Here is an 18,142-nt window from a genome sequence, read left to right as displayed (position 1 = left end):
CGGCACACGCTCCGTGGAGTCCTGAAACATGCCGCTTTCCAACGCCCAACTCGCTCAAACCATCGATCACACGCTGCTCGCGCCCGACGCGAGCGACGCGCAGATCCGCGAACTCTGCCGCCAGGCGGCCGGGCATCGCTTTTACTCGGTCTGCGTGAATTCGGCGAACGTGCCGCTCGCCGCGCGCGAGCTGGCCGATACCGGCGTGCTCGTCTGTGCGGTGGTCGGCTTTCCGCTCGGCGCCGGGCTGTCGGCCGCCAAGGCATTCGAAGCCACCGCCGCGATCGCGGCGGGCGCCGGCGAGATCGACATGGTGATCAACATCGGCGCGCTGAAGAGCGGCCGCGCCGACGACGTGAAGGCCGACATCGACGCCGTGCACCAGGCATGCGGCGCGGTGCCGCTCAAGGTGATCCTCGAAACGGGGCTGCTGACCGACGACGAGAAAGTGCGCGTGTGCGAGATGTGCCGCGATCTCGGCGTCGCGTTCGTGAAGACGTCGACCGGGTTCGGCCACGGCGGCGCGACGCTCGCCGATGTCGCGCTGATGCGCCGCACGGTCGGCCCCGTGCTCGGCGTGAAGGCGTCGGGCGGCGTGCGCGACCGCGCGGCCGCGCTGGCGATGATCGAGGCCGGCGCGACGCGGCTCGGCACGAGCTCGGGGGTGGCGATCGTGACGGATCAGGGAGGTGGCGCGGCGGGGTACTGACGGCACCGGCCACCAACGGCCGCCCGCCTGTAGACCTGGCTGGACAATCGACGGTCGGACGCGAACTCCGCGATCCTCGATCCCGGCTTCGTCGCCGGTATCCGACAGTCGCCGACCCACGATCAACGCGGGATCAGGGAAGCGGATAGTCGCGCTTGCGCTCGAATGCCGCGTAGCCCTCGGCAACGGCCGGGTCGGCATACCCCGCCGCGGTATCGTCCGGGATGTCGGTGCCGTCCAGCCCTGGCAATGCCGCCACGGATGTCTCCCAGTATTGGCGAGGGATCACTCCGCCGATGAAGGGCGTCAGGTAGGCATCCAGATGGCCCCCGTTGGAATCTTCGATCTCGCGGGTCAGTGCGCGCAGGTAATCGTCCGTTCGGGTACGGGTCCAGTCCACTGACATACCGGCACGCCTGCACAGCTCGGCATGGACAAGCAGCATGGTGCGGCCATTGCCATCCAGGAAAGGATGGCCGTAAGCGAACAGGCCCATGATCAGACCGGGCCGGTCGGCCATCTGGCCGCGCTCCTGCGCGCGTGCCAAGCCGTCCTCGATCGCCCGACGGCAGTCGCGCGGGTGGCAACAGTACACGTCACCCTTGGTGATGGCTTTATCGGGGATAAGTTCGACGCGGTCGGTACCCGCCCAAGGGTAGAGCCCACCGAAGAGAATGCGGTGGACAGCGAGGAAGTCGTCGTAGCCGATACGGGGGCACCGGGCGAGAAAGGTCAGCGCCTGCGGCAACTGGGCACGGAACAGCGCATGCTCGGCCACCTTGACCAAGGTCAGGTCTTTTTCCGCGGCTGTGTTGCGCAGATACCCCGCCGTGGCGAAGTCGCCGAACGGGTCACACATGAGTCTTGAGCCCACGGTGATGCGCCATGACTAACCGGACCATGTCGCTCGGGGAGAGCTTGCCCGCGCGGGTGAGCGCCACCAGCAGGTCATCGGTCGCATCGCTGGTGACTTCATCACCGGCCAGACGCGTGACGGCGGCGGCCCAGTGATCTCCGAATGTCGGCACGTACTGCAAACCGGCTTCGCGGGCGAGCGCCTTCACGTGGCGGGCCGTGGGGGTGGTTCGGCTCCGGCGGCGCGGGCGCCCTTGGGCGGCACCCTGCCGCTGCCTCATCCGCGCCTGGGCACGCGCGAGCAATGCCGCGCGCCCGAGGGATGCGACCTTCTCCGGGCGGGCGTAGACACCCCGCGCCAGACGCTCGAGCAGGCCCGTGCGGCACAGTTCCCGCAAGGCGGTCGACACCTGGCTGGCGCTGCCCATCGAATTGACGTCCGCGCGCAACAGCACGCCGTCGCGTCGGGGGCGAAGCGATTGCAGGATACGCTCTCGAATCTTCATGCGGTTTATTATGAATCAGTCATTTTTCTCTTGCATGACAATCACTTACCACACTCCCCTATGCCGGCCGGGTACGGCCGTGGCGGTCAATCTTATCGGACGTTAGTCGCTTTAGACACCATGCCGGTGCCCGATCCCCCAGAGGCCGTGACACCCATCACCATTACCGCTCGTTCAACCACCCGCCCCCACCCCCGCGATCCGTTCACGCAGCCGCGGCGCCACGAAATCGAGAAACGCGCGCAGCTTCAGCGGCATCGGCGCCTGCCCCTTGTGCACCAGGCTGACCGGCAACGGCTGCGATTCGAACGCGTCGAGCACCACGTCCAGCGTGCGATCGCGCAGCGCCTGCGCAACCTGATACGACAGCACGCGAATCAGCCCGACACCGAGCACCGCGGCATCGATGGCCGCCTCGGCCGTATTGACCGCGAAGCGCGAATGCACGGGCACCGTCAGCTCGCCCTTCTCGCCGTCGAACACCCACGCGCGCCGCGACGCCAGCACCTCGAACGTGATGCATTGATGCCGCGCCAGATCGGCAGGTTCGGCGGGTGTGCCATGCGCCGCCAGATACGCCGGGCTTGCGCAGATCACGCGGCGCACGCTGCCGACGCGGGTCGCCATGAAGCTGCTGTCGGGCAACTCGCCGATCCGCAGCGCGACGTCGATCTGCTCTTCCATCAGATGCGTGACGCGATCGGTCAGCACCAGCCGCACGTCGATCTCGGGATAGTGGGCGAGGAACGCGGCCAGCACCGGCACGATATGCAGACGCCCGAACACGATCGGCGCGGTGACGATCAGCTCGCCGCGCGGCGCCGCATATTCGCCGGTGGCGGCACGTTCGGTTTCCGCGATGTCGTCGAGGATGCGGCGGCAACCGGCGACATACGATTCGCCGGCCTCGGTCAGCGACAGTTGCCGCGTCGTGCGATGCAACAGCCGCGTATTCAGGTAGGCCTCGAGATCCGCGATCTTGCGGCTCACGGTCGCCAGCGGAACGCCGAGCTGGCGCGCGGCGGCCGACATGCTGCCGGCATCGATGACCGCGACCAGCATGGACATCGATTCGAGACGATTCATATTGCCTCTCGAATTTCGGAAAGATGATTCCAGATTCTGGTGGATTATCTTTACCAGTGCAAGGCAGTACGCTTCTTTCACCGCGTCGTCGCCGGCCGATTCCGTTGTCTGCGGCGGCCGATCGCCATGAAAAAGGAGCCTGCCATGAACGAATTCCCTGGCGCGTCGGGCATGCCGCCCATCGCGCCGCCTGCCGCCACGCCGCCCGCCACCGCGTCGCGCGGCAAGATCGTCGCGATGGCCGCCATCGCCGGCGCGGTCGTGACCAACATCTATTGCACGCAGCCGATCCTGCCGCTGATCGCACAAGACCTGCATGTCGCCCCGGCAACGGCCGACCTCGTGGCCGGCGCGGCGCTGCTCGGCTTCGCGACCGGGCTGGCGCTGCTGCTGCCGCTCGGTGATCGCTACGACCGGCGCAAGCTGGTGCTGGGCCAGATCGTGCTCGCCTTCGCGTTCGCGGCGGCGTCCGCACTCGCGCCGGGCGTCTGGGCGCTGATCGGCGCCGCGTTCTCGCTCGGCGTGGTCAGCTGCGTGCCGCAGCAACTGGTGCCGTTCGCGGCCGTGATGTCCGCCCCCGATGAACGCGGGCGCAACGTCGGTACGGTCGTCACCGGCATCATGGTCGGCATCCTGCTCGGCCGCGCGGTCAGCGGACTGATCGCCGCGCATGCCGGGTGGCGTGCGGTGTATGCGGTCGAAGCCGGCGCGATGGTGCCGGTGGGGATCGCCGCCGCGTGGCTGCTGCCGCGCGGCGTGCCGAGCACCACACTGTCGTATGGTCGGCTCCTCGCGTCGCTGTGGACGCTGGCGCGCGCGCATCGCCCAATCCGCGAATCGATGGTCGTGCAGGCGCTGCTGTGGGCCGCGTTCAATGCGTTCTGGGTCAATCTCGCGGCGCTGCTCGCCGACGGCCCGTGGCATCTCGGCAGCGCGTGGGCCGGCGGCTTCGGCCTCATCGGCGCGGCAGGCGCGCTGGCCGCCACGATCGGTGGCCGGGCGTCGGACCGGATCGGCACGCGCCGCGTGATCGGCCTGGGCATCGCGATCGTGACGGTGTCCTACCTGATCCTCGCCGGCGCCGGCAGCTCGCTCGCCCTGCTCGTGATCGGCGTGGTGGTGCTCGACATCGGCGTACAGGCCGGCCTGGTCGCGAACCAGACGCGTGCGTTCGCCGCCGATCCGAAAGCACAGGGCCGCATCAACAGCCTCTACATGACCGCGACCTTCGTCGGCGGCGCGCTCGGTGCCACCGTAAGCGGTGCGCTGATGGCCCGGTTCGGCTGGCATGGCGTGGTCGTGTTCGGTATCGCGGCCGGGCTCGCCGCCGCGCTCGTACATCGCTGCGGGGAACGGCGCTGAGCCGGCGCGCGCCATGATCGACGTCGATCTCGCTCACAAGGCGCTGGCGCATCCGTTTCGGCGGAATGTGCTGCGCTGGCTGAAGGCGCCCGATGCATGGCTGGCGGACACCGCGCGCCTCCGCTCGCCGCACGGCGTGCCGCTTTCGTCGATCGTGGCACGCAGCGGGTTGTCGCAATCGACCGTGTCGGCGCACGTCGCCGTGCTGTGCGAGGCCGGCTTGATCGTGGCGACGACGATCGGTCAGTGGCGCTTCGTCGCCCGCGACGAGACAGCCATCGTCGCGTTCATCGCCGGCATCGTCAGCGAACTCTGACTCGCGGCACCGCGCCGCCGTTTCGCCACGCGCCGGCATCTATCCGGCTGCGCTTTTTTCATCGAGCGACACACACGCCGTACGGGAATCCGTCGGCGTTTTTTTACGCGAGCGCCCTCCCGATTTACGAGAGGATGATTCTCGAATCAGATCAATTATCGGCAAATCCTGAAGGATGTATCGTGCTTTCACGGTGGCGATTTCGTGATCGCCGCCCGCCAGACCCCGCGCAATCCGAACCCATTCGAAACACTCGACATCATGAATACCGTTTCCTTGCCGGTCATCGCCGCGACGCCTGCGCCCCAGCCCGGCGCCGCCGCGCCGCCCACCCTGACGCCTCGCCTTGCGACCGGCCTCGCCGGCATGCTGCTCGCGTCCTTGCTGGCCATCCTCAACGAACAGGTCACCGCCGCCGCGATGGCCGACATCCGTGGCGCGTTCTCCATCGGCCATGACGACGGCACCTGGCTGACCGCGCTGTTCGAGGCGGCCAACGTCGCGACCATGGTGTTCGCGCCGTGGTTCGGCGTCACCTTCACGCTGAAGCGCTTCACGATCGGCGCGGTGCTGGCGACGCTGATACTCGGCGTGCTGTGCCCGTTCGCGCCGGGCTTCGCCGCGCTGACCGTGCTGCGCGTGCTGCAGGGCATCGCGGGCGGCTGCCTGCCGCCGATGCTCATCATCGCGGCGCTGCGCTACCTGCCGCCGAAGGCGAAGCTGTACGGGCTCGCAGGCTATGCGATGACCGCGACCTTCGGGCCTGCGCTCGGCACCCCGCTCGCCGCGCTGTGGACCGAGTTCGCCGACTGGCGCATGGTGTTCTGGCAAATCGTGCCGCTCGGCATCGCGTGCTGCGTGGCGATCGGCTACGGCCTGCCCGCCGATACACCGAAACCCGAACGGTTACGCGCGTTCAACTGGTCCGGATTCCTGACCGGATTCCCCGCCGTGGCGATGCTCGTCGTCGCGCTGCTGCAGGCCGACCGGCTCGACGGCTTCGAGTCGGCGACGATCCGCGCACTCACGGCAGGCGGCCTGATCCTGCTCGCCGCCTTCCTCGTCAACGAATGGTTTCATCCGCTGCCGTTCTTCCGGCTGCAACTGCTCGCGCGCCGCAACTTCACGCACGGACTGCTCACGCTGGCCGGCGCGGTGACGCTGCTGACCGCGGTGGCCGCGATACCGGGCCACCATCTCGCCGGCGTGCACGGCTACCGGCCGCTGCAGACCGCGCCGCTGTCGCTGCTGGTCGCCGTGCCGCTGCTGCTCAGCCTGCCGCTGACGGCTGCGCTCCTGAACCTGCGGTGGGTCGATTCGCGCTGGGTGCTGGCCACCGGCTGCCTGCTGATGGCGCTCACCTGCGTCGCGGGCAGCCGGATCACGGCCGAGTGGATCCGCGACGACTTCTACTGGCTCCAGTCGCTCCAGATCGTCGCGCAACCGATGCTGATCCTGCCGATCCTGATGGGCGTCACCACCGGCCTGCCGCCCGCCGAAGGGCCGTTCGCGTCGGCGATGTTCAATTCCCTGAAAACCTTTTCGGCCGCGCTGGCCACCGGCCTGCTCGAGACGCTGGGCACGGCCCGCGAACACCTGCATTCGAACCAGCTGGCGGACCAGCTCGGCAACCGGGCGCAGTTGAGCGCCGCGGCCGTGCTCGACAACGCAAGCGGCGTCGCCCCGCTCGCGCATCGGCTGCACGAGCAGGCGCTGGTGCTGGCCTCGGCCGACCTGTACCGGCTGGCCGCCTGTGTCGCGTTCGCCCTGCTGCTGCTCGTGCCGCTGCTGCCGGTGCGGATCGCACCGCCGTGGGCCCCCCAACCTCCTTCCTCGCACTGAGAGACGATCGCCATGTCATCCGCCATCTCCCCCAAGCACAAGGCGCTTGCCGCCGCCGCGCTCGTGATCGCCGTCGGCGTCGCGGCCTGCGCCGGTACGCACCGCCTCATCGATTCGCATACCGAAACGACCGACGACGCGTACGTCGCGGCCGACTTCACCCTCGTCGCACCGCGCGTCGCCGGGCCGCTCGTCGAAGTCCTCGTCGACGACAACCAGCATGTGCGGGCCGGCCAGTTGCTGCTGCGCATCGACGACCGCGACTTTCGTTCCGCGCTGACGAGCGCGCAGGCCGACGTGGAAGCCGCCCGTGCGGCGGTGGCCAACGACGACGCCGAGATCGCCCGCCAGCCGGCGCTCGTCGACCAGGCGCGCGCCGCACTGCGCGCCGACGACGCGGCCGTGCAATTCGCGCAGGCCAACGACGCCCGCTACCGCGACCTGGCCGACAACGGCGCGGGCACCGCGCAGGAACAGCAACGCGCGGCCAGCACGCTGGCCGGGCAGTTGGCGAAACGTGCCGGCGACGCGGCCGCGCTGGCGTCGATCAGCCAGAACCTTGCCGTGCTGCGCGCCCGGCGCGACCAGGCAAACGGCGCACTGGCCCGCGCCGAGGCCGCGCTCGACCAGGCGAAGCTGAACCTGTCGTACACGGAAGTCCGCGCGCCCGTCGACGGCAAGGTGGGCCGGCGCACCGCACGGGTCGGCGCCTTCGTCACGCCCGGCGCGCCGCTGCTCGCGATCGTGCCGCTCGCCGACGCTTACGTGATCGCGAATTTCCAGGAAAACCAGATCGGCGCGATGCATCCGGGCGACCGCGTGCGCATCCGCGTCGACAGCCTGCCGGGCGTCAGCATCGCGGGCCATGTCGCGAGCCTCGCGCCGGCCACCGGCGTGAGCTTCGCGCCGATCGCCCCCGACAACGCCACCGGCAATTTCACGAAGGTCGTCCAGCGCGTGCCGGTCAAGATCGCCATCGACGGGCCGCACGAGCAGGCCGCCGCGCTGAGCGTGGGCCTGTCCGTCGAAGCGAGCGTCGACACCGGCGCGCATCGCGAGGCCGCGACCCGGCAGGAGGCGCAACGATGAACCCGATTCGGATCCTGCGCGCGGCGACGCTGGCGCTCATCGCCGGCGCCGCGCTGACGGCCTGCACCATGGGGCCGAACTTCGAGGCGCCGGCCAGCACAGTGCCGCCCGTGTTCGCACGCACGCAAACCCTGCGAGCCCCCAGCCAGCCCGTCGAGGCCGCCTTCAACGCCGACTGGTGGACCCTGTTCGACGACCCCGTGCTGAATACGCTCGAACAGCGCCTGGCCGACGCCAACCTCGACGTCGCGGCCGCGTCGGCACGGCTGCGGCAGAGCCGGGCCGAACGGCGCGTCGCCGGCGCGGCCGAGCTGCCCACGCTCGCCGCGGCCGGGTCGTACGACCGCGAGCGCGGCAGCGAGAACGGCATCCTGTCGCTGCTCGGCGTCACGCCGAGCGCGCCGCCCACGCAGTCGGCCTCGGGCGATACGCCGTTCGGCGTGGCCGCCGCGCCCGGCTCGTCGGGCTCGCCTGCCTATAACCTCTACCAGGCCGGCTTCGATGCGTCGTGGGAACTCGACCTCTGGGGGCGCGTGCGGCGCGGCGTCGAAGCGGCCGACGCGCTGACCCAGGCCTCGTACGAAGCGCGCAACGCGGTCTTGCTGTCGGCCCGCGCGGAACTCGCACGCGACTACCTCGAACTGCGCGACGCACAGGCCCAGTTGCGGATCGCCCGGCAAAACCTCGCCATCGCGCGTGACCTGGAGAAACTCGTGCGCATTCGCCGCACGGACGGTGTGACGACCGATCTCGACGTGGCCAATGCGGCCGCGCAGGTGGCCTCGATCGAAAGCCGGCTGCCGATGCTGGAATCGCGCCGCGAAACGCGCGCCAATGCCATCGGCGTGCTGCTCGCGCAACCGCCCGGCGCGCTGGCCCCGATCCTCGACGCACCGCATGCGGTGCCCGGGCTTCCGGCAAGCGTGCCGATCGGCTTTCCGTCCGAACTCGCACGACGCCGGCCCGACATTCGTCAGGCCGAGGCGCAGCTGCACGCGGCGACCGCCGCCATCGGCGTCGCGCAGGCCGACTTTTATCCGCGCATCACGCTGAACGGCAGCGCCGGTTTCCAGAGCCTCCAGCTGTCGAGTCTCGCCAGTTGGGCGTCGGGTCAGTTCGTGATCGGGCCGTCGATCTCGCTGCCGATCTTCGAGGGCGGGCGCCTGACGGGCATGTTGAACCTGCGCCGGGCACAGCAGCAGGAAGCCGCGATCGTCTATCAGCGCACCGTGCTCGAAGCATGGCGCGAGGTCGACGATGCGCTGGTGGTCTATCACGCCGAACAGCAGCGCCACGATCGACTCGTCGCGATCGTGACGCTGAACCAGCGCGCGCTCGCGATTGCGCAGCAACAATACCGGTCCGGTGCGGCCGACTATCTCGACGTACTCAACGCCCAGCGGCAATTGTTCGACGCGCAAGGCCAGCAGGAGACCAGCGAGGCCGACGCGGCGATGCATCTCGTCACGCTGTGCAAGGCGCTCGGCGGCGGCTGGGAGACGCGCTTCGGGCCCGCGGCAAGCACCGGGCGCGCGGATCCGACGATGTCGCCTGCCCACGGCACGATCGTACAAACGGGAAGCCGAAAAGGGGAAGTCGACTGATCAACGCGCGGCATCAGCCCGCTCGCAATGCGCGGGCGCTTTCATCCGCGTCACCTTCGTCCGCCATCCGCCCGATGTAATCCCGCACGAACTGCACGGCAATCCGCCCCGACCGCGCGCCGCGTTCCAGCGCCCACTGCAGCGCTGGTTCGCGCGCCGCGCGAATCCGCTCCGCATCGAAGCCGGCTTCTCCGAGCCGGCTGTCGACAACAGCCAGATACGCGTCCTGCGTGAACCCGTAGAACGTCACCCAGATCCCGAATCGCTCGGATAACGAAATCTTCTCCTCCACCGCGTCACCCGGATGCAGCTCGCCGTTCTCCGCACGCGACACGTTCGCGTTGTCGCTCGCCTGCTCGGGCATCAGGTGGCGGCGATTCGACGTCGCGTACACCAGCACGTTCGACAGGTCGCTCGCGACCGAGCCGTCGAGCACCGTCTTCAGTTCCTTGTAGCCGGTCTCGCCCGCCTCGAACGACAGGTCGTCGCAGAACACGATGTATCGTTCCGGCCGCGCCCGCACCAGCTCGACGATCACCGGCAAATCGCTCAACCGTTCCTTGCCGACCTCGATCAGCCGCAGCCCCTGCGGCGCGAACGCCTGCAGGCACGCCTTCACGATCGACGACTTCCCGGTGCCGCGCGCGCCGGTCAACAGCACGTGATTGGCCGCGAACCCGCGCACGAACTGCCGCGTGTTCCGTTCGACGATCGCGACCTGTCGCTCGACGTAGCGCAGCGCATCGAACGCGATGAGCGCGGGCGCCGCAATCGGTTCGAGCGGCGCCGCTCGCGGCCCGCCGTCGAAGCCGCGCCAACGGAATGCAACGGCCGCGTCGAAATCGACGGGCGCCGGCTGGCCGGTGCCCGCCAGCGCTTCGAGCGCGGCTGCGATCCGTTCGAGCAGATGCGTAAGCGCCGTTGCATCGACGGAAGCACGCGCGTCCGGCAGCGCGGCCATCAGGTTCTGCACGTCGCGATCGCCGCTCATTGCCGCACCCCTTGCGACGCGCTCGCCTGGAACGGAAACCGCTGCGCGATCGCCACGCCGACGAGCGCCACGCCGCCGCCGATCAGGTGATACAGCTTCAGCGATTCGCCGAGCAGCACGATCGCGCCGCCGGCCGTCATCACCGGCAGCAGGTTCATGAACATCGCGCAACGGCTCGGGCCGAGCAGCCGCACGCCCTGCATCCACAGATACGGCAGCACCACCGACGCCAGCCCGCCGGCATACAGGATCAACGGCACGCTCGCACGCGTCGGCCATGCCGCCTGCGCGGGCAAGCGCAGCAGCATCGGCACCATGAACACGAGCGCGGCGAGCGCCTGCACGTAGGTCGACTGCCACGCCGGCAGCGCACCGATGCGCCAGCGCTTCAGCAATACGCCATACAGCGCATAGGCCGCCGACGCGGCCAGCATCAGCAGGTCGCCCGTATGCACGCCGCGCGCGGCGATCGTCGTCGGGTGCCCTTCCGCAATCAGGTAGACGACGCCCGCGAGCGACAGCACCCCGCCGCCGATCATGCCGACGCTGGGCGGATCGCCGAGCAACAGCGAGCTGAGCGCCATCGTCATCAGCGGCACGAGCGCCGTGATGATCGCCATGTTGGTCGCGCTGGTCGTTTTAGCGGCCTCGTAGGACAGGCTCTGGAACAGCGCCATCGCGAGAAAGCCGAGCACCGCGAGCTGCGGCAGGTGCGCGACGAGCGCCGCGCGATTGCGCCACGCGGGGCGCAGCGTGAATACGCTCATCAGCGCGACGGCGAGCAGCAGCCGGTAGAAGGTGATCGCCGACGGGTCGATCGTCGACGCCGACAGCTTCGACACGACCACGTTGCCGGCCCACAGCGCGATCGCGCAGAAGGGAAACAGAAAAGGAGACTTGTTCATCGCATTCGACGGATTACTATCCTGACAGGGGGTTGGCGTGGATGGGAACGCCATCGTGCCCGCCCGTCCACCTGCCTGTCTCACGCCAAAATGTCACGACTTGTCGCCAATCGGACACTCGAGTCCACCCCGCCCGGCGCTCACCTGCCATTCGAATCGACGCCGATGCCCGTATCGGCGATGGCGGCGACGTACGCGCACGGCACGTCGATCGCGCCGCACCGGCATCGCCGCGCGCAGTTGCTCTATGCGATCGAGGGCGTGATGCACGTGCAGTCCGAAGGCGCGTCGTGGGTCGTGCCGCCGACGCGCGGCGTGTGGCTCGAAGCCGGTCTCGACCACACGGTGCAGATGAGCGGCGACGTGCAGATGCGCACCGTGTTCGTCGAGCCGGGCGCGGTCGAGCACCTGCCCGCGCGGAGCTGTGTCGTGGAAGTGCATCCGCTGCTGCGCGAGCTGATCCTCGCCGCCGTGGATGTGCCGCTCGACTATGCGCCGGGCTCGCGCCACGATCACCTGATGCACCTGCTGCTCGCCGAGGTGACGGTCGCGCCGCTGCTGCCGCTGTACCTGCCGTGGCCGCACGACCCGCGCCTGCGCACGATCTGCGACGCGCTCGTCGCCGCGCCCGACGACCTGCGCACGGTCGCCGAATGGGCCGACCTGCTCGGGCTGTCGGTCCGCACGCTCCATCGCGCGTTCCGGCGCGAGACGGGGCTCAGCTTCCGCCGCTGGCGCGAACAGGCGCGGCTGCTGCTCGCGCTCAAGCGCCTCGCGCACGGCGAGAAGGTGCTGACCGTCGCGATGGATCACGGCTACAGCAGCCAGAGCGCGTTTTCCGCGATGTTCAAGCGGCATTTCAGCGTGTCGCCGTCGGCGTTTTATGCGTAGGGCGGGTTCGTGCGCGGCACGCTCGCCGAACACCGGTTGCCCGCGCAGGCCTGGCCCACCGCCTGACGACCGCCGCTAGCGCACGGCAATCCCCGCGATAAAGCACACGCACGCGGCTGCCGACGCCACCGTGCGCACGTGATTCCACATCGTCCAGTCGTGCACGTAGCGCGACCACAGCGCCGCGCCCTGCGCGGTCGCCGGATCGGCCGCGGCGAGCGCATCGTTGAGCGGCACGTTGACGGCCATCGTCACCGCGAACATCCCGACCACGTACAGCACGCCGCCCGCGACCGCCAGCATCGCGCCCGGCTGCTCGCGATGGAACAACGCGAGCACGACCAGCGCGAGCGCCATCAGCGTCGTGACGAGGAACAGCGGCATGAACGGCGAACGCACGATGTCGACGTTGATCGCATTCATCGCAGCCACGCCGGCCTGCGGCGCAATCCGTCCGAGCGACGTCATCACGAACGTCGAGAACGCGAAATACACGCCGGCCATCAGCCCGCAGCCGACGGCCGAGCCCCACAGCAAGGCGGTGGTCGCGAATGCGATCATGATCGTGCTCCCCACACGCCGGTGGCGGCCGTCGCGCGAGCATAGTCGGCGAAATCGCGTGCCGGCCGCCCGAGCGTCGCGTCGATACCGGGCGTCACCGCGCTGTTGCGCCCGTCGAGCACCACACTGAACAGATCGTCGAGCAGCGCGACAATCGGCTCCGGTACGCCCGCCTCGCGCAATCCGGCGACGAACGCATCGGCCGGAATCTCGCGATAGACGACCGGCCGGCCCGCGGCCCGTGCGATTTCTTCGACCGCTTCGGCGAACGTCAGCGCGCGCGGCCCCGTGACCTCGATCACGCGGTTCGCGAACCGCGCATCGGTGAGCGCGGCCACCGCGACATCGGCGATGTCGTCCGCGTCGACGAACGGCTCGAGCACCGCGCCGGCCGGCAGCGCGACTTCACCGGCCAGCACGCCGTCGATCAGGTAGCCCTCGGAGAAGTTCTGGTTGAACCAGCTCGCACGCACCACGCCCCACCCCACGCCCGACGCCTGCAGCGCGGCCTCGGCGGCCTGCGCGCGGGGCTCGCCGCGCCCGGACAGCAGCACCACGCGCTCGACACCGTGCTCCCGCGCCAGCCGCGCGAATGCGGCGATCGCGTCCACCGCGCCTTCGACGGCCAGATCGGGCTGGTAGGTCACGTACGCGGCCGATACGCCGTCGAGCGCGGCCGGCCACGTGTCGGGCGCCGTCCAGTCGAAGCGGACGGCCGACGTGCGCGACACGGGCCGGGTCGCGATGCCGCGCGCACGCAGCCGGGCATCGACGCGGGCGCCCGTCTTGCCCGAACCGCCGACGATGAGGATGGGAAGTGCCGACATGACCGTCTCCTTTGGCTAAAATACGAGAATGTCTCGCGTTTTAAAAACACGATAGACTCTCGCATTAGCAACGTCAAGTTTTTCTGGAGGCGGCATGGGCCGACAAAAATCGGGGCAGAACGACAGGCCCGAAGCGGCAGCGGACACGGCGGATGCGCCGGCGCGCGCACGGCTGGTGCCGACGCAGCAGCGCAGCCGCGAGCGGTTCGAGCGCATCCTTGCGTGCGCGTCGGAGGTGATGATCGAGAAAGGCTGCGATGCGTTCCGGATGAGCGACATCGTCGAACGCACGGGCATCTCGTTCGGTTCGCTGTACCAGTACTTCCCGGACAAGGCGGCCGTGATCGGCACGCTCGCGGAGCGCTACAACGAAGCGGGCCACGTCTGCGTGCGACGCGACCTCGCGACGATGAAGACGCTCGACGACCTGCACGCCACGCTCGCCCGCATCACGGACAGCTACTACCGGATGTTCGTCGACGAGCCGCTGATGCGCGACATCTGGCGGGCCACGCAGGCCGACCGCGCGCTGCAGGCGCTCGACCGGGCGGACGGGGCATTCCTGGCGGGGTTGTTCGCCGATGCGCTGGGCGAAGTGGCGCCCGAGATTCCGCATGCGCAACGGAGCACATTCGCCGAGCTGATGATGATCCAGATCGCGGCGGCCGTGCGCCATGCGATCACGCTGCCGCCGAAGGCGGCGCAGCAGATTCTCGCGATGTTCAAGCGTGCGCTGCCGCGCGATCTGTCGGTGCTGGGCGCGTAGTCGCGCCTTTCAATGCACGCGGCCGCCCGAAGGCGGCCGCGCGAAGTGGCAACACTTGCCGCTTACTTGCTGTAGTCGTACACCCCGCGCCCCGTCTTCCGCCCGAGCCTGCCGGCCGTCACCATCTCGCGCAGCAGCGGGCATGCGCGATACTTCGGATCGCCGAAGTCCTTCACGAACACGTCCATCACCGCGAGGCACACGTCGAGCCCGACGAGGTCGGCCAGCGCGAGCGGCCCGATCGGGTGGTTCGCGCCGAGCTTCATCCCCGCGTCGATCTCCTCCGCCGACGCGATGCCTTCCGCCAGCACGAAGAACGCCTCGTTGATCATCGGCACGAGAATCCGGTTCACGACGAAGCCCGGCGAGTTGCGCACGCCGATCGGCGACTTGTCGAAACGCTCGGTCAGCTCACGCACCGCCGCGGCAGTCGCGTCGCTCGTCTGCAGCCCGCGGATGATCTCGACGAGCGGCATCAGCGGCACCGGGTTGAAGAAGTGCATGCCGACGAAGCGCGCCGGATCGGCGAGCGGCGCCGCGAGCGCGGTGATCGAGATCGACGACGTGTTGGTCGCGATGATCGCTTCGGGCCGCGCGACGGCCTCGATCTGCTTCAGGATGCGGCCCTTCAGCTCGACGTTCTCGGTCGCCGCTTCGATCACGATATCGGCCGACGCGAGCTTCGCGTAGTCGGTCGACGTCGTGATGCGCGCCAGCGCCGCATCGCGCGTGGCGGCGTCGAGCTTGTCCTTCGACACGAGCCGCTCGAGGCTGCCCTTCAGCGTCGCGATGCCCTTCTCGAGCGCCGCGTCGCTGACGTCGATCATCACGACGTTGAGACCCGCAACGGCGGCGGTCTGCGCAATGCCGTTGCCCATGGTTCCGGCGCCCACGACGCCGACGATTTCGATGGCCATGAAATTTCCTGTGTGTTCGGGTGCTGAGCGTTCGATTATCAGATGTTCTCGAAGATCGCAGCAATCCCCTGGCCGCCGCCGATACACATCGTCACGAGCGCGTAACGCCCGCCGATGCGCTTCAGTTCGTACAGCGCCTTGACCGTGATCAGCGCGCCGGTCGCACCGATCGGGTGGCCGAGCGAGATGCCCGAACCATTCGGGTTGACCTTCGCCGGATCGAGGCCAAGCTCCTGCGTGACCGCGCACGCCTGGGCCGCGAACGCCTCGTTCGCCTCGATCACGTCGAGATCACCGATCTTCAGGCCCGCGCGTTCGAGCGCCTTCTGCGTGGCCGGCACCGGGCCGATGCCCATGTACGCCGGATCGACACCCGCGTGCGCATACGCGACGAGCCGGGCGAGCGGCTTCACACCCTGCGCGCGCGCGGCGTCCGCGCTCATCATCAGGACGGCGGCAGCCGCGTCGTTGATGCCTGACGCATTGCCGGCCGTCACGGTGCCGTCTTCCTTCTTGAACACCGGCTTCAGCTTCGTGAAATCATCCGCGCTGGCTTCGAGGCGCACGTGCTCGTCGGTGTCGAACGCAACCTCACCCTTCTTCGTGCGGATCGAGATCGGCAGGATCTGATCCTTGAAGCGCCCTTCCGCGATCGCGCGCGCCGCGCGACGATGCGATTCAAGCGCCAGCGCATCCTGCGCGTCGCGCGAGATGCCGTACTTCGCCGCGACGTTCTCTGCCGTCACGCCCATGTGGATCGTCTGGAACGGATCGTGCAGCGCGCCGAGCATCATGTCGACGAGCTTGCCGTCGCCCATGCGCTGGCCGAAGCGCGCGGCCGGCACGGTGTACGGAGCGCGGCTCATGCTTTCCGAGCCGCCGCCGATCGCGATGTCGGCGTCGCCGAGCATGATCGTCTGCGCGGCCGACACGATCGCCTGCAGGCCCGACCCGCACAGGCGGTTCACGGTCAGCGCGGGCGTGTGCTGCGCCACGCCGCCGTTGATCGCCGCGACGCGCGCGAGATACATGTCTTTCGGCTCGGTGTTCACGACGTGGCCGAACACGACATGCCCGACTGCGTCGCCCGGCACGTTCGCGCGCGACAGCACTTCGGCCACCACCTTCGCACCGAGGTCGGTCGGCGAGAAATCCTTCAGGCTGCCGCCGAAATCACCGATCGCGGTACGAACACCGCTCACCACCACGACTTCTTTCGCTGCATTGCTCATCGTCTCACTCCGGTTCGTTCGCGCCCGCAGGCGCGGGGATGCGTTGCGTTACATGTTCGGGTAGTTCGGCCCGCCGCCGCCTTCCGGCGTGACCCACACGATGTTCTGCGTCGGGTCCTTGATGTCGCAGGTCTTGCAGTGCACGCAGTTCTGCGCGTTGATCACCAGGCGGTCGCTGCCGTCGTCGTTCTTCACGAACTCGTACACCGCCGCCGGGCAGAAACGCCCCTCCGGCCCCGCGTACGTGTGCAGGTTCACGTTCACCGGCACGCTCGCGTCCTTCAGCGTCAGGTGCGCCGGCTGGTTCTCCTCGTGGTTCGTGTTCGAGATGAACACCGACGACAGGCGGTCGAACGTCAGCTTGCCGTCCGGCTTCGGATACTCGATCGGCTGGCATTGCGACGCCGGCTTCAGCATCTCGTGATCCGCATGCTTGTGGTGCAGCGTCCACGGCACGTTGCCGCCCATCACCTTCTGCTCGAGCCCGACCATCAGCGTGCCGAGGTACAGGCCCTTCGCCATCCACTGCTTGAAGTTGCGCGCGCGGTACAGCTCCGTGTACAGCCACGACTGCTTGAACGCATCCGGGTACGCGTTCAGTTCGTCGCTCTGGCGGCCGGCCTGCACCGCGTCGAACGCGGCGTCGGCGGCCAGCATGCCGGTCTTGATCGCCGCGTGGCTGCCCTTGATCCGCGATGCGTTCAGGAAGCCCGCGTCGTCGCCGATCAGCGCGCCGCCCGGGAACACCGTCTTCGGTAGCGACAGCAGCCCGCCCGCCGTGATCGCACGCGCGCCGTACGACACGCGCTTGCCGCCTTCGAGGAACGCGCGGATCGACGGATGCGTCTTGTAGCGCTGGAATTCCTCGAACGGCGACAGGTACGGGTTCGTGTAGCCGAGGCCCACCACGAAGCCGACCACGACCTGGTTGTTGTCCATGTGATACAGGAACGAGCCGCCGTACGTATCCGACTTCAGCGGCCAGCCGGCCGTGTGGATCACGAGGCCCGGCTTGTGCTTGGCCGGATCGATCTCCCACAGTTCCTTGATGCCGATCCCGTAGGCCTGCGGATCGGCATTCGCGTCGAGCTTGAACTTCGAGATCAGCTGACGGCCAAGGTGGCCGCGGCAGCCTTCGGCGAACAGCGTGTATTTCGCGTGCAGCTCCATGCCGAGCTGGAAATTCTCGGTCGGTTCGCCGTCCTTGCCCACGCCCATGTTGCCGGTCGCGACACCCTTCACGGAGCCGTCGTCGTTGTAGAGAATCTCGGCGGCAGGGAAGCCCGGGAAGATCTCGACGCCCAGCGCTTCGGCCTGTGCCCCAAGCCAGCGCGTGACGTTGCCCAGCGAAATCACGTAGTTGCCGTGGTTCTGGAAGTTGGCGGGCAGCGCCCAGTTGGGCGTGGTGACCGCGCTCTTCTCGGACAGGAACAGGAAGCGGTCTTCCGTCACCTCGACGTCGAGCGGCGCGCCGCGTTCCTTCCAGTCGGGGAACAGCTCGGTGATCGCGCGCGGATCCATCACCGCGCCCGACAGGATGTGCGCGCCGATCTCGGAACCCTTCTCGAGCACGCACACGCCGATCTCGGTGCCTTTCTCGGCGGCCAGCTGCTTGAGCCGGATCGCCGCCGACAGCCCGGCGGGGCCGCCGCCGACGATCACGACGTCGTATTCCATCGATTC

The 18,142-nt window shown here is 68.7% G+C and carries 18 protein-coding genes; 8 read left to right on the top strand and 10 right to left on the bottom strand.

The genetic code is table 11. The features are described 5' to 3' along the window. Positions 1-28: 28 nt before the first annotated feature. The gene (gene deoC / locus CFB41_RS36345) at positions 29-709 is read left to right on the top strand and encodes a deoxyribose-phosphate aldolase (protein WP_089460034.1); all 681 of its coding nucleotides are present in this window, start codon (positions 29-31) and stop codon (positions 707-709) included. Positions 710-842: 133 nt separating this feature from the next. Here the strand turns inward: deoC and CFB41_RS36340 are convergent, their stop codons facing one another. From CFB41_RS36340 to CFB41_RS36330, 3 genes are all read right to left on the bottom strand, one after another. Then, positions 843-1,568, bottom strand: a complete 726-nt coding sequence (locus tag CFB41_RS36340) for a Fic family protein (RefSeq protein ID WP_089460033.1) — start codon at positions 1,566-1,568, stop codon at positions 843-845. Next, positions 1,561-2,070, bottom strand: a complete 510-nt coding sequence (locus CFB41_RS36335; protein ID WP_089460032.1) for a DUF6088 family protein — start codon at positions 2,068-2,070, stop codon at positions 1,561-1,563. Before CFB41_RS36335 ends, CFB41_RS36340 begins: the two co-directional genes overlap by 8 nt. 174 nt (positions 2,071-2,244) lie before the next feature. After that, complete coding sequence (locus tag CFB41_RS36330; RefSeq protein WP_039362614.1) at positions 2,245-3,156, bottom strand: LysR family transcriptional regulator; 912 nt, start codon at positions 3,154-3,156, stop codon at positions 2,245-2,247. A 171-nt stretch (positions 3,157-3,327) separates the two neighbouring features. Here CFB41_RS36330 and CFB41_RS36325 point away from each other — a divergent pair, with 171 nt between their 5' ends. The 5 genes from CFB41_RS36325 (at position 3,328) to CFB41_RS36305 (ending at position 9,369) form a co-directional block, all read left to right on the top strand. Then, positions 3,328-4,518: an MFS transporter gene (locus tag CFB41_RS36325; RefSeq protein ID WP_089460150.1), complete on the top strand. Its 1,191-nt coding sequence runs from the start codon at positions 3,328-3,330 to the stop codon at positions 4,516-4,518. 13 nt (positions 4,519-4,531) lie between these two features. Continuing rightward, positions 4,532-4,834 (top strand): helix-turn-helix transcriptional regulator, encoded by a 303-nt coding sequence (locus CFB41_RS36320; protein ID WP_089460031.1) that lies wholly within the window; start codon positions 4,532-4,534, stop codon positions 4,832-4,834. Positions 4,835-5,095: 261 nt separating this feature from the next. Continuing rightward, positions 5,096-6,676: an MFS transporter gene (locus CFB41_RS36315; protein WP_089460149.1), complete on the top strand. Its 1,581-nt coding sequence runs from the start codon at positions 5,096-5,098 to the stop codon at positions 6,674-6,676. Positions 6,677-6,688: 12 nt separating this feature from the next. Further along, a complete protein-coding gene (locus tag CFB41_RS36310) occupies positions 6,689-7,765 on the top strand; it encodes an HlyD family secretion protein (protein ID WP_089460030.1) in 1,077 nt (358 codons plus the stop codon). Further along, positions 7,762-9,369, top strand: coding sequence for an efflux transporter outer membrane subunit (locus CFB41_RS36305; RefSeq protein ID WP_089460029.1), 1,608 nt, complete (start codon positions 7,762-7,764; stop codon positions 9,367-9,369). The genes CFB41_RS36310 and CFB41_RS36305 overlap by 4 nt, the downstream gene beginning before the upstream one ends. Before the next feature lie 13 nt (positions 9,370-9,382). On the opposite strand, the gene CFB41_RS36300 is transcribed toward CFB41_RS36305, so the two are convergent. Together CFB41_RS36300 and CFB41_RS36295 are read right to left on the bottom strand one after the other, a co-directional pair. Further along, positions 9,383-10,330: an ATP-binding protein gene (locus CFB41_RS36300; protein WP_373558685.1), complete on the bottom strand. Its 948-nt coding sequence runs from the start codon at positions 10,328-10,330 to the stop codon at positions 9,383-9,385. A gap of 26 nt (positions 10,331-10,356) precedes the next feature. Further along, positions 10,357-11,265, bottom strand: coding sequence for a DMT family transporter (locus tag CFB41_RS36295; protein ID WP_089444047.1), 909 nt, complete (start codon positions 11,263-11,265; stop codon positions 10,357-10,359). 90 nt (positions 11,266-11,355) lie between these two features. Between CFB41_RS36295 and CFB41_RS36290 the strand changes: the two genes are divergently transcribed. After that, positions 11,356-12,156: a helix-turn-helix transcriptional regulator gene (locus CFB41_RS36290; protein WP_089460027.1), complete on the top strand. Its 801-nt coding sequence runs from the start codon at positions 11,356-11,358 to the stop codon at positions 12,154-12,156. A gap of 75 nt (positions 12,157-12,231) precedes the next feature. Here CFB41_RS36290 and CFB41_RS36285 read toward each other — a convergent pair whose 3' ends face one another. Both CFB41_RS36285 and CFB41_RS36280 read right to left on the bottom strand, forming a co-directional pair. Further along, positions 12,232-12,717 (bottom strand): DUF1772 domain-containing protein, encoded by a 486-nt coding sequence (locus CFB41_RS36285; RefSeq protein WP_089460148.1) that lies wholly within the window; start codon positions 12,715-12,717, stop codon positions 12,232-12,234. After that, entirely contained in the window at positions 12,714-13,544 is an 831-nt protein-coding gene (locus tag CFB41_RS36280) for an NAD(P)H-binding protein (protein ID WP_089460026.1), read from the bottom strand. Before CFB41_RS36280 ends, CFB41_RS36285 begins: the two co-directional genes overlap by 4 nt. Positions 13,545-13,638: 94 nt before the next feature. Between CFB41_RS36280 and CFB41_RS36275 the strand changes: the two genes are divergently transcribed. Next, positions 13,639-14,310 carry a TetR/AcrR family transcriptional regulator gene (locus CFB41_RS36275; RefSeq protein ID WP_089460025.1) on the top strand — a complete coding sequence of 224 codons (672 nt, stop codon included), beginning with the start codon at positions 13,639-13,641 and terminating at the stop codon, positions 14,308-14,310. Between the two features lie 62 nt (positions 14,311-14,372). Here CFB41_RS36275 and CFB41_RS36270 read toward each other — a convergent pair whose 3' ends face one another. The 3 genes from CFB41_RS36270 to CFB41_RS36260 are packed head-to-tail and all read right to left on the bottom strand — an operon-like array spanning position 14,373 to position 18,136. Continuing rightward, positions 14,373-15,227: a 3-hydroxybutyryl-CoA dehydrogenase gene (locus CFB41_RS36270; protein WP_089460024.1), complete on the bottom strand. Its 855-nt coding sequence runs from the start codon at positions 15,225-15,227 to the stop codon at positions 14,373-14,375. A 38-nt stretch (positions 15,228-15,265) separates the two neighbouring features. Continuing rightward, positions 15,266-16,459 (bottom strand): beta-ketothiolase BktB, encoded by a 1,194-nt coding sequence (gene bktB / locus CFB41_RS36265; RefSeq protein WP_089460023.1) that lies wholly within the window; start codon positions 16,457-16,459, stop codon positions 15,266-15,268. A 48-nt stretch (positions 16,460-16,507) separates the two neighbouring features. Next, positions 16,508-18,136 (bottom strand): electron transfer flavoprotein-ubiquinone oxidoreductase, encoded by a 1,629-nt coding sequence (locus CFB41_RS36260; RefSeq protein ID WP_373558683.1) that lies wholly within the window; start codon positions 18,134-18,136, stop codon positions 16,508-16,510. Positions 18,137-18,142 lie beyond the last annotated feature (6 nt).

This window comes from Burkholderia sp. AU33803 (genome assembly GCF_002223095.1).
GTDB lineage: Bacteria > Pseudomonadota > Gammaproteobacteria > Burkholderiales > Burkholderiaceae > Burkholderia.
The sequence above is the reverse complement of the archived record's forward strand: the minus strand, read 5'-3'. Positions and strand labels throughout refer to the sequence as shown.

Excerpts from the sequence above, each read along its gene's own strand:
- deoC (WP_089460034.1), top strand. The coding sequence starts at position 29 with ATGCCGCTTTCCAACGCCCAACTCGCTCAAACCATCGATCACACGCTG.
- CFB41_RS36305 (WP_089460029.1), top strand. The coding sequence starts at position 7,762 with ATGAACCCGATTCGGATCCTGCGCGCGGCGACGCTGGCGCTCATCGCC.
- bktB (WP_089460023.1), bottom strand. The coding sequence starts at position 16,459 with ATGAGCAATGCAGCGAAAGAAGTCGTGGTGGTGAGCGGTGTTCGTACC.
- CFB41_RS36330 (WP_039362614.1), bottom strand. The coding sequence starts at position 3,156 with ATGAATCGTCTCGAATCGATGTCCATGCTGGTCGCGGTCATCGATGCC.
- CFB41_RS36285 (WP_089460148.1), bottom strand. The coding sequence starts at position 12,717 with ATGATCGCATTCGCGACCACCGCCTTGCTGTGGGGCTCGGCCGTCGGC.
- CFB41_RS36275 (WP_089460025.1), top strand. The coding sequence starts at position 13,639 with ATGGGCCGACAAAAATCGGGGCAGAACGACAGGCCCGAAGCGGCAGCG.
- CFB41_RS36315 (WP_089460149.1), top strand. The coding sequence starts at position 5,096 with ATGAATACCGTTTCCTTGCCGGTCATCGCCGCGACGCCTGCGCCCCAG.
- CFB41_RS36320 (WP_089460031.1), top strand. The coding sequence starts at position 4,532 with ATGATCGACGTCGATCTCGCTCACAAGGCGCTGGCGCATCCGTTTCGG.
- CFB41_RS36260 (WP_373558683.1), bottom strand. The coding sequence starts at position 18,136 with ATGGAATACGACGTCGTGATCGTCGGCGGCGGCCCCGCCGGGCTGTCG.
- CFB41_RS36280 (WP_089460026.1), bottom strand. The coding sequence starts at position 13,544 with ATGTCGGCACTTCCCATCCTCATCGTCGGCGGTTCGGGCAAGACGGGC.
- CFB41_RS36290 (WP_089460027.1), top strand. The coding sequence starts at position 11,356 with ATGTCACGACTTGTCGCCAATCGGACACTCGAGTCCACCCCGCCCGGC.
- CFB41_RS36325 (WP_089460150.1), top strand. The coding sequence starts at position 3,328 with ATGCCGCCCATCGCGCCGCCTGCCGCCACGCCGCCCGCCACCGCGTCG.
- CFB41_RS36335 (WP_089460032.1), bottom strand. The coding sequence starts at position 2,070 with ATGAAGATTCGAGAGCGTATCCTGCAATCGCTTCGCCCCCGACGCGAC.
- CFB41_RS36295 (WP_089444047.1), bottom strand. The coding sequence starts at position 11,265 with ATGAACAAGTCTCCTTTTCTGTTTCCCTTCTGCGCGATCGCGCTGTGG.
- CFB41_RS36270 (WP_089460024.1), bottom strand. The coding sequence starts at position 15,227 with ATGGCCATCGAAATCGTCGGCGTCGTGGGCGCCGGAACCATGGGCAAC.
- CFB41_RS36340 (WP_089460033.1), bottom strand. The coding sequence starts at position 1,568 with ATGTGTGACCCGTTCGGCGACTTCGCCACGGCGGGGTATCTGCGCAAC.
- CFB41_RS36310 (WP_089460030.1), top strand. The coding sequence starts at position 6,689 with ATGTCATCCGCCATCTCCCCCAAGCACAAGGCGCTTGCCGCCGCCGCG.
- CFB41_RS36300 (WP_373558685.1), bottom strand. The coding sequence starts at position 10,330 with ATGGCCGCGCTGCCGGACGCGCGTGCTTCCGTCGATGCAACGGCGCTT.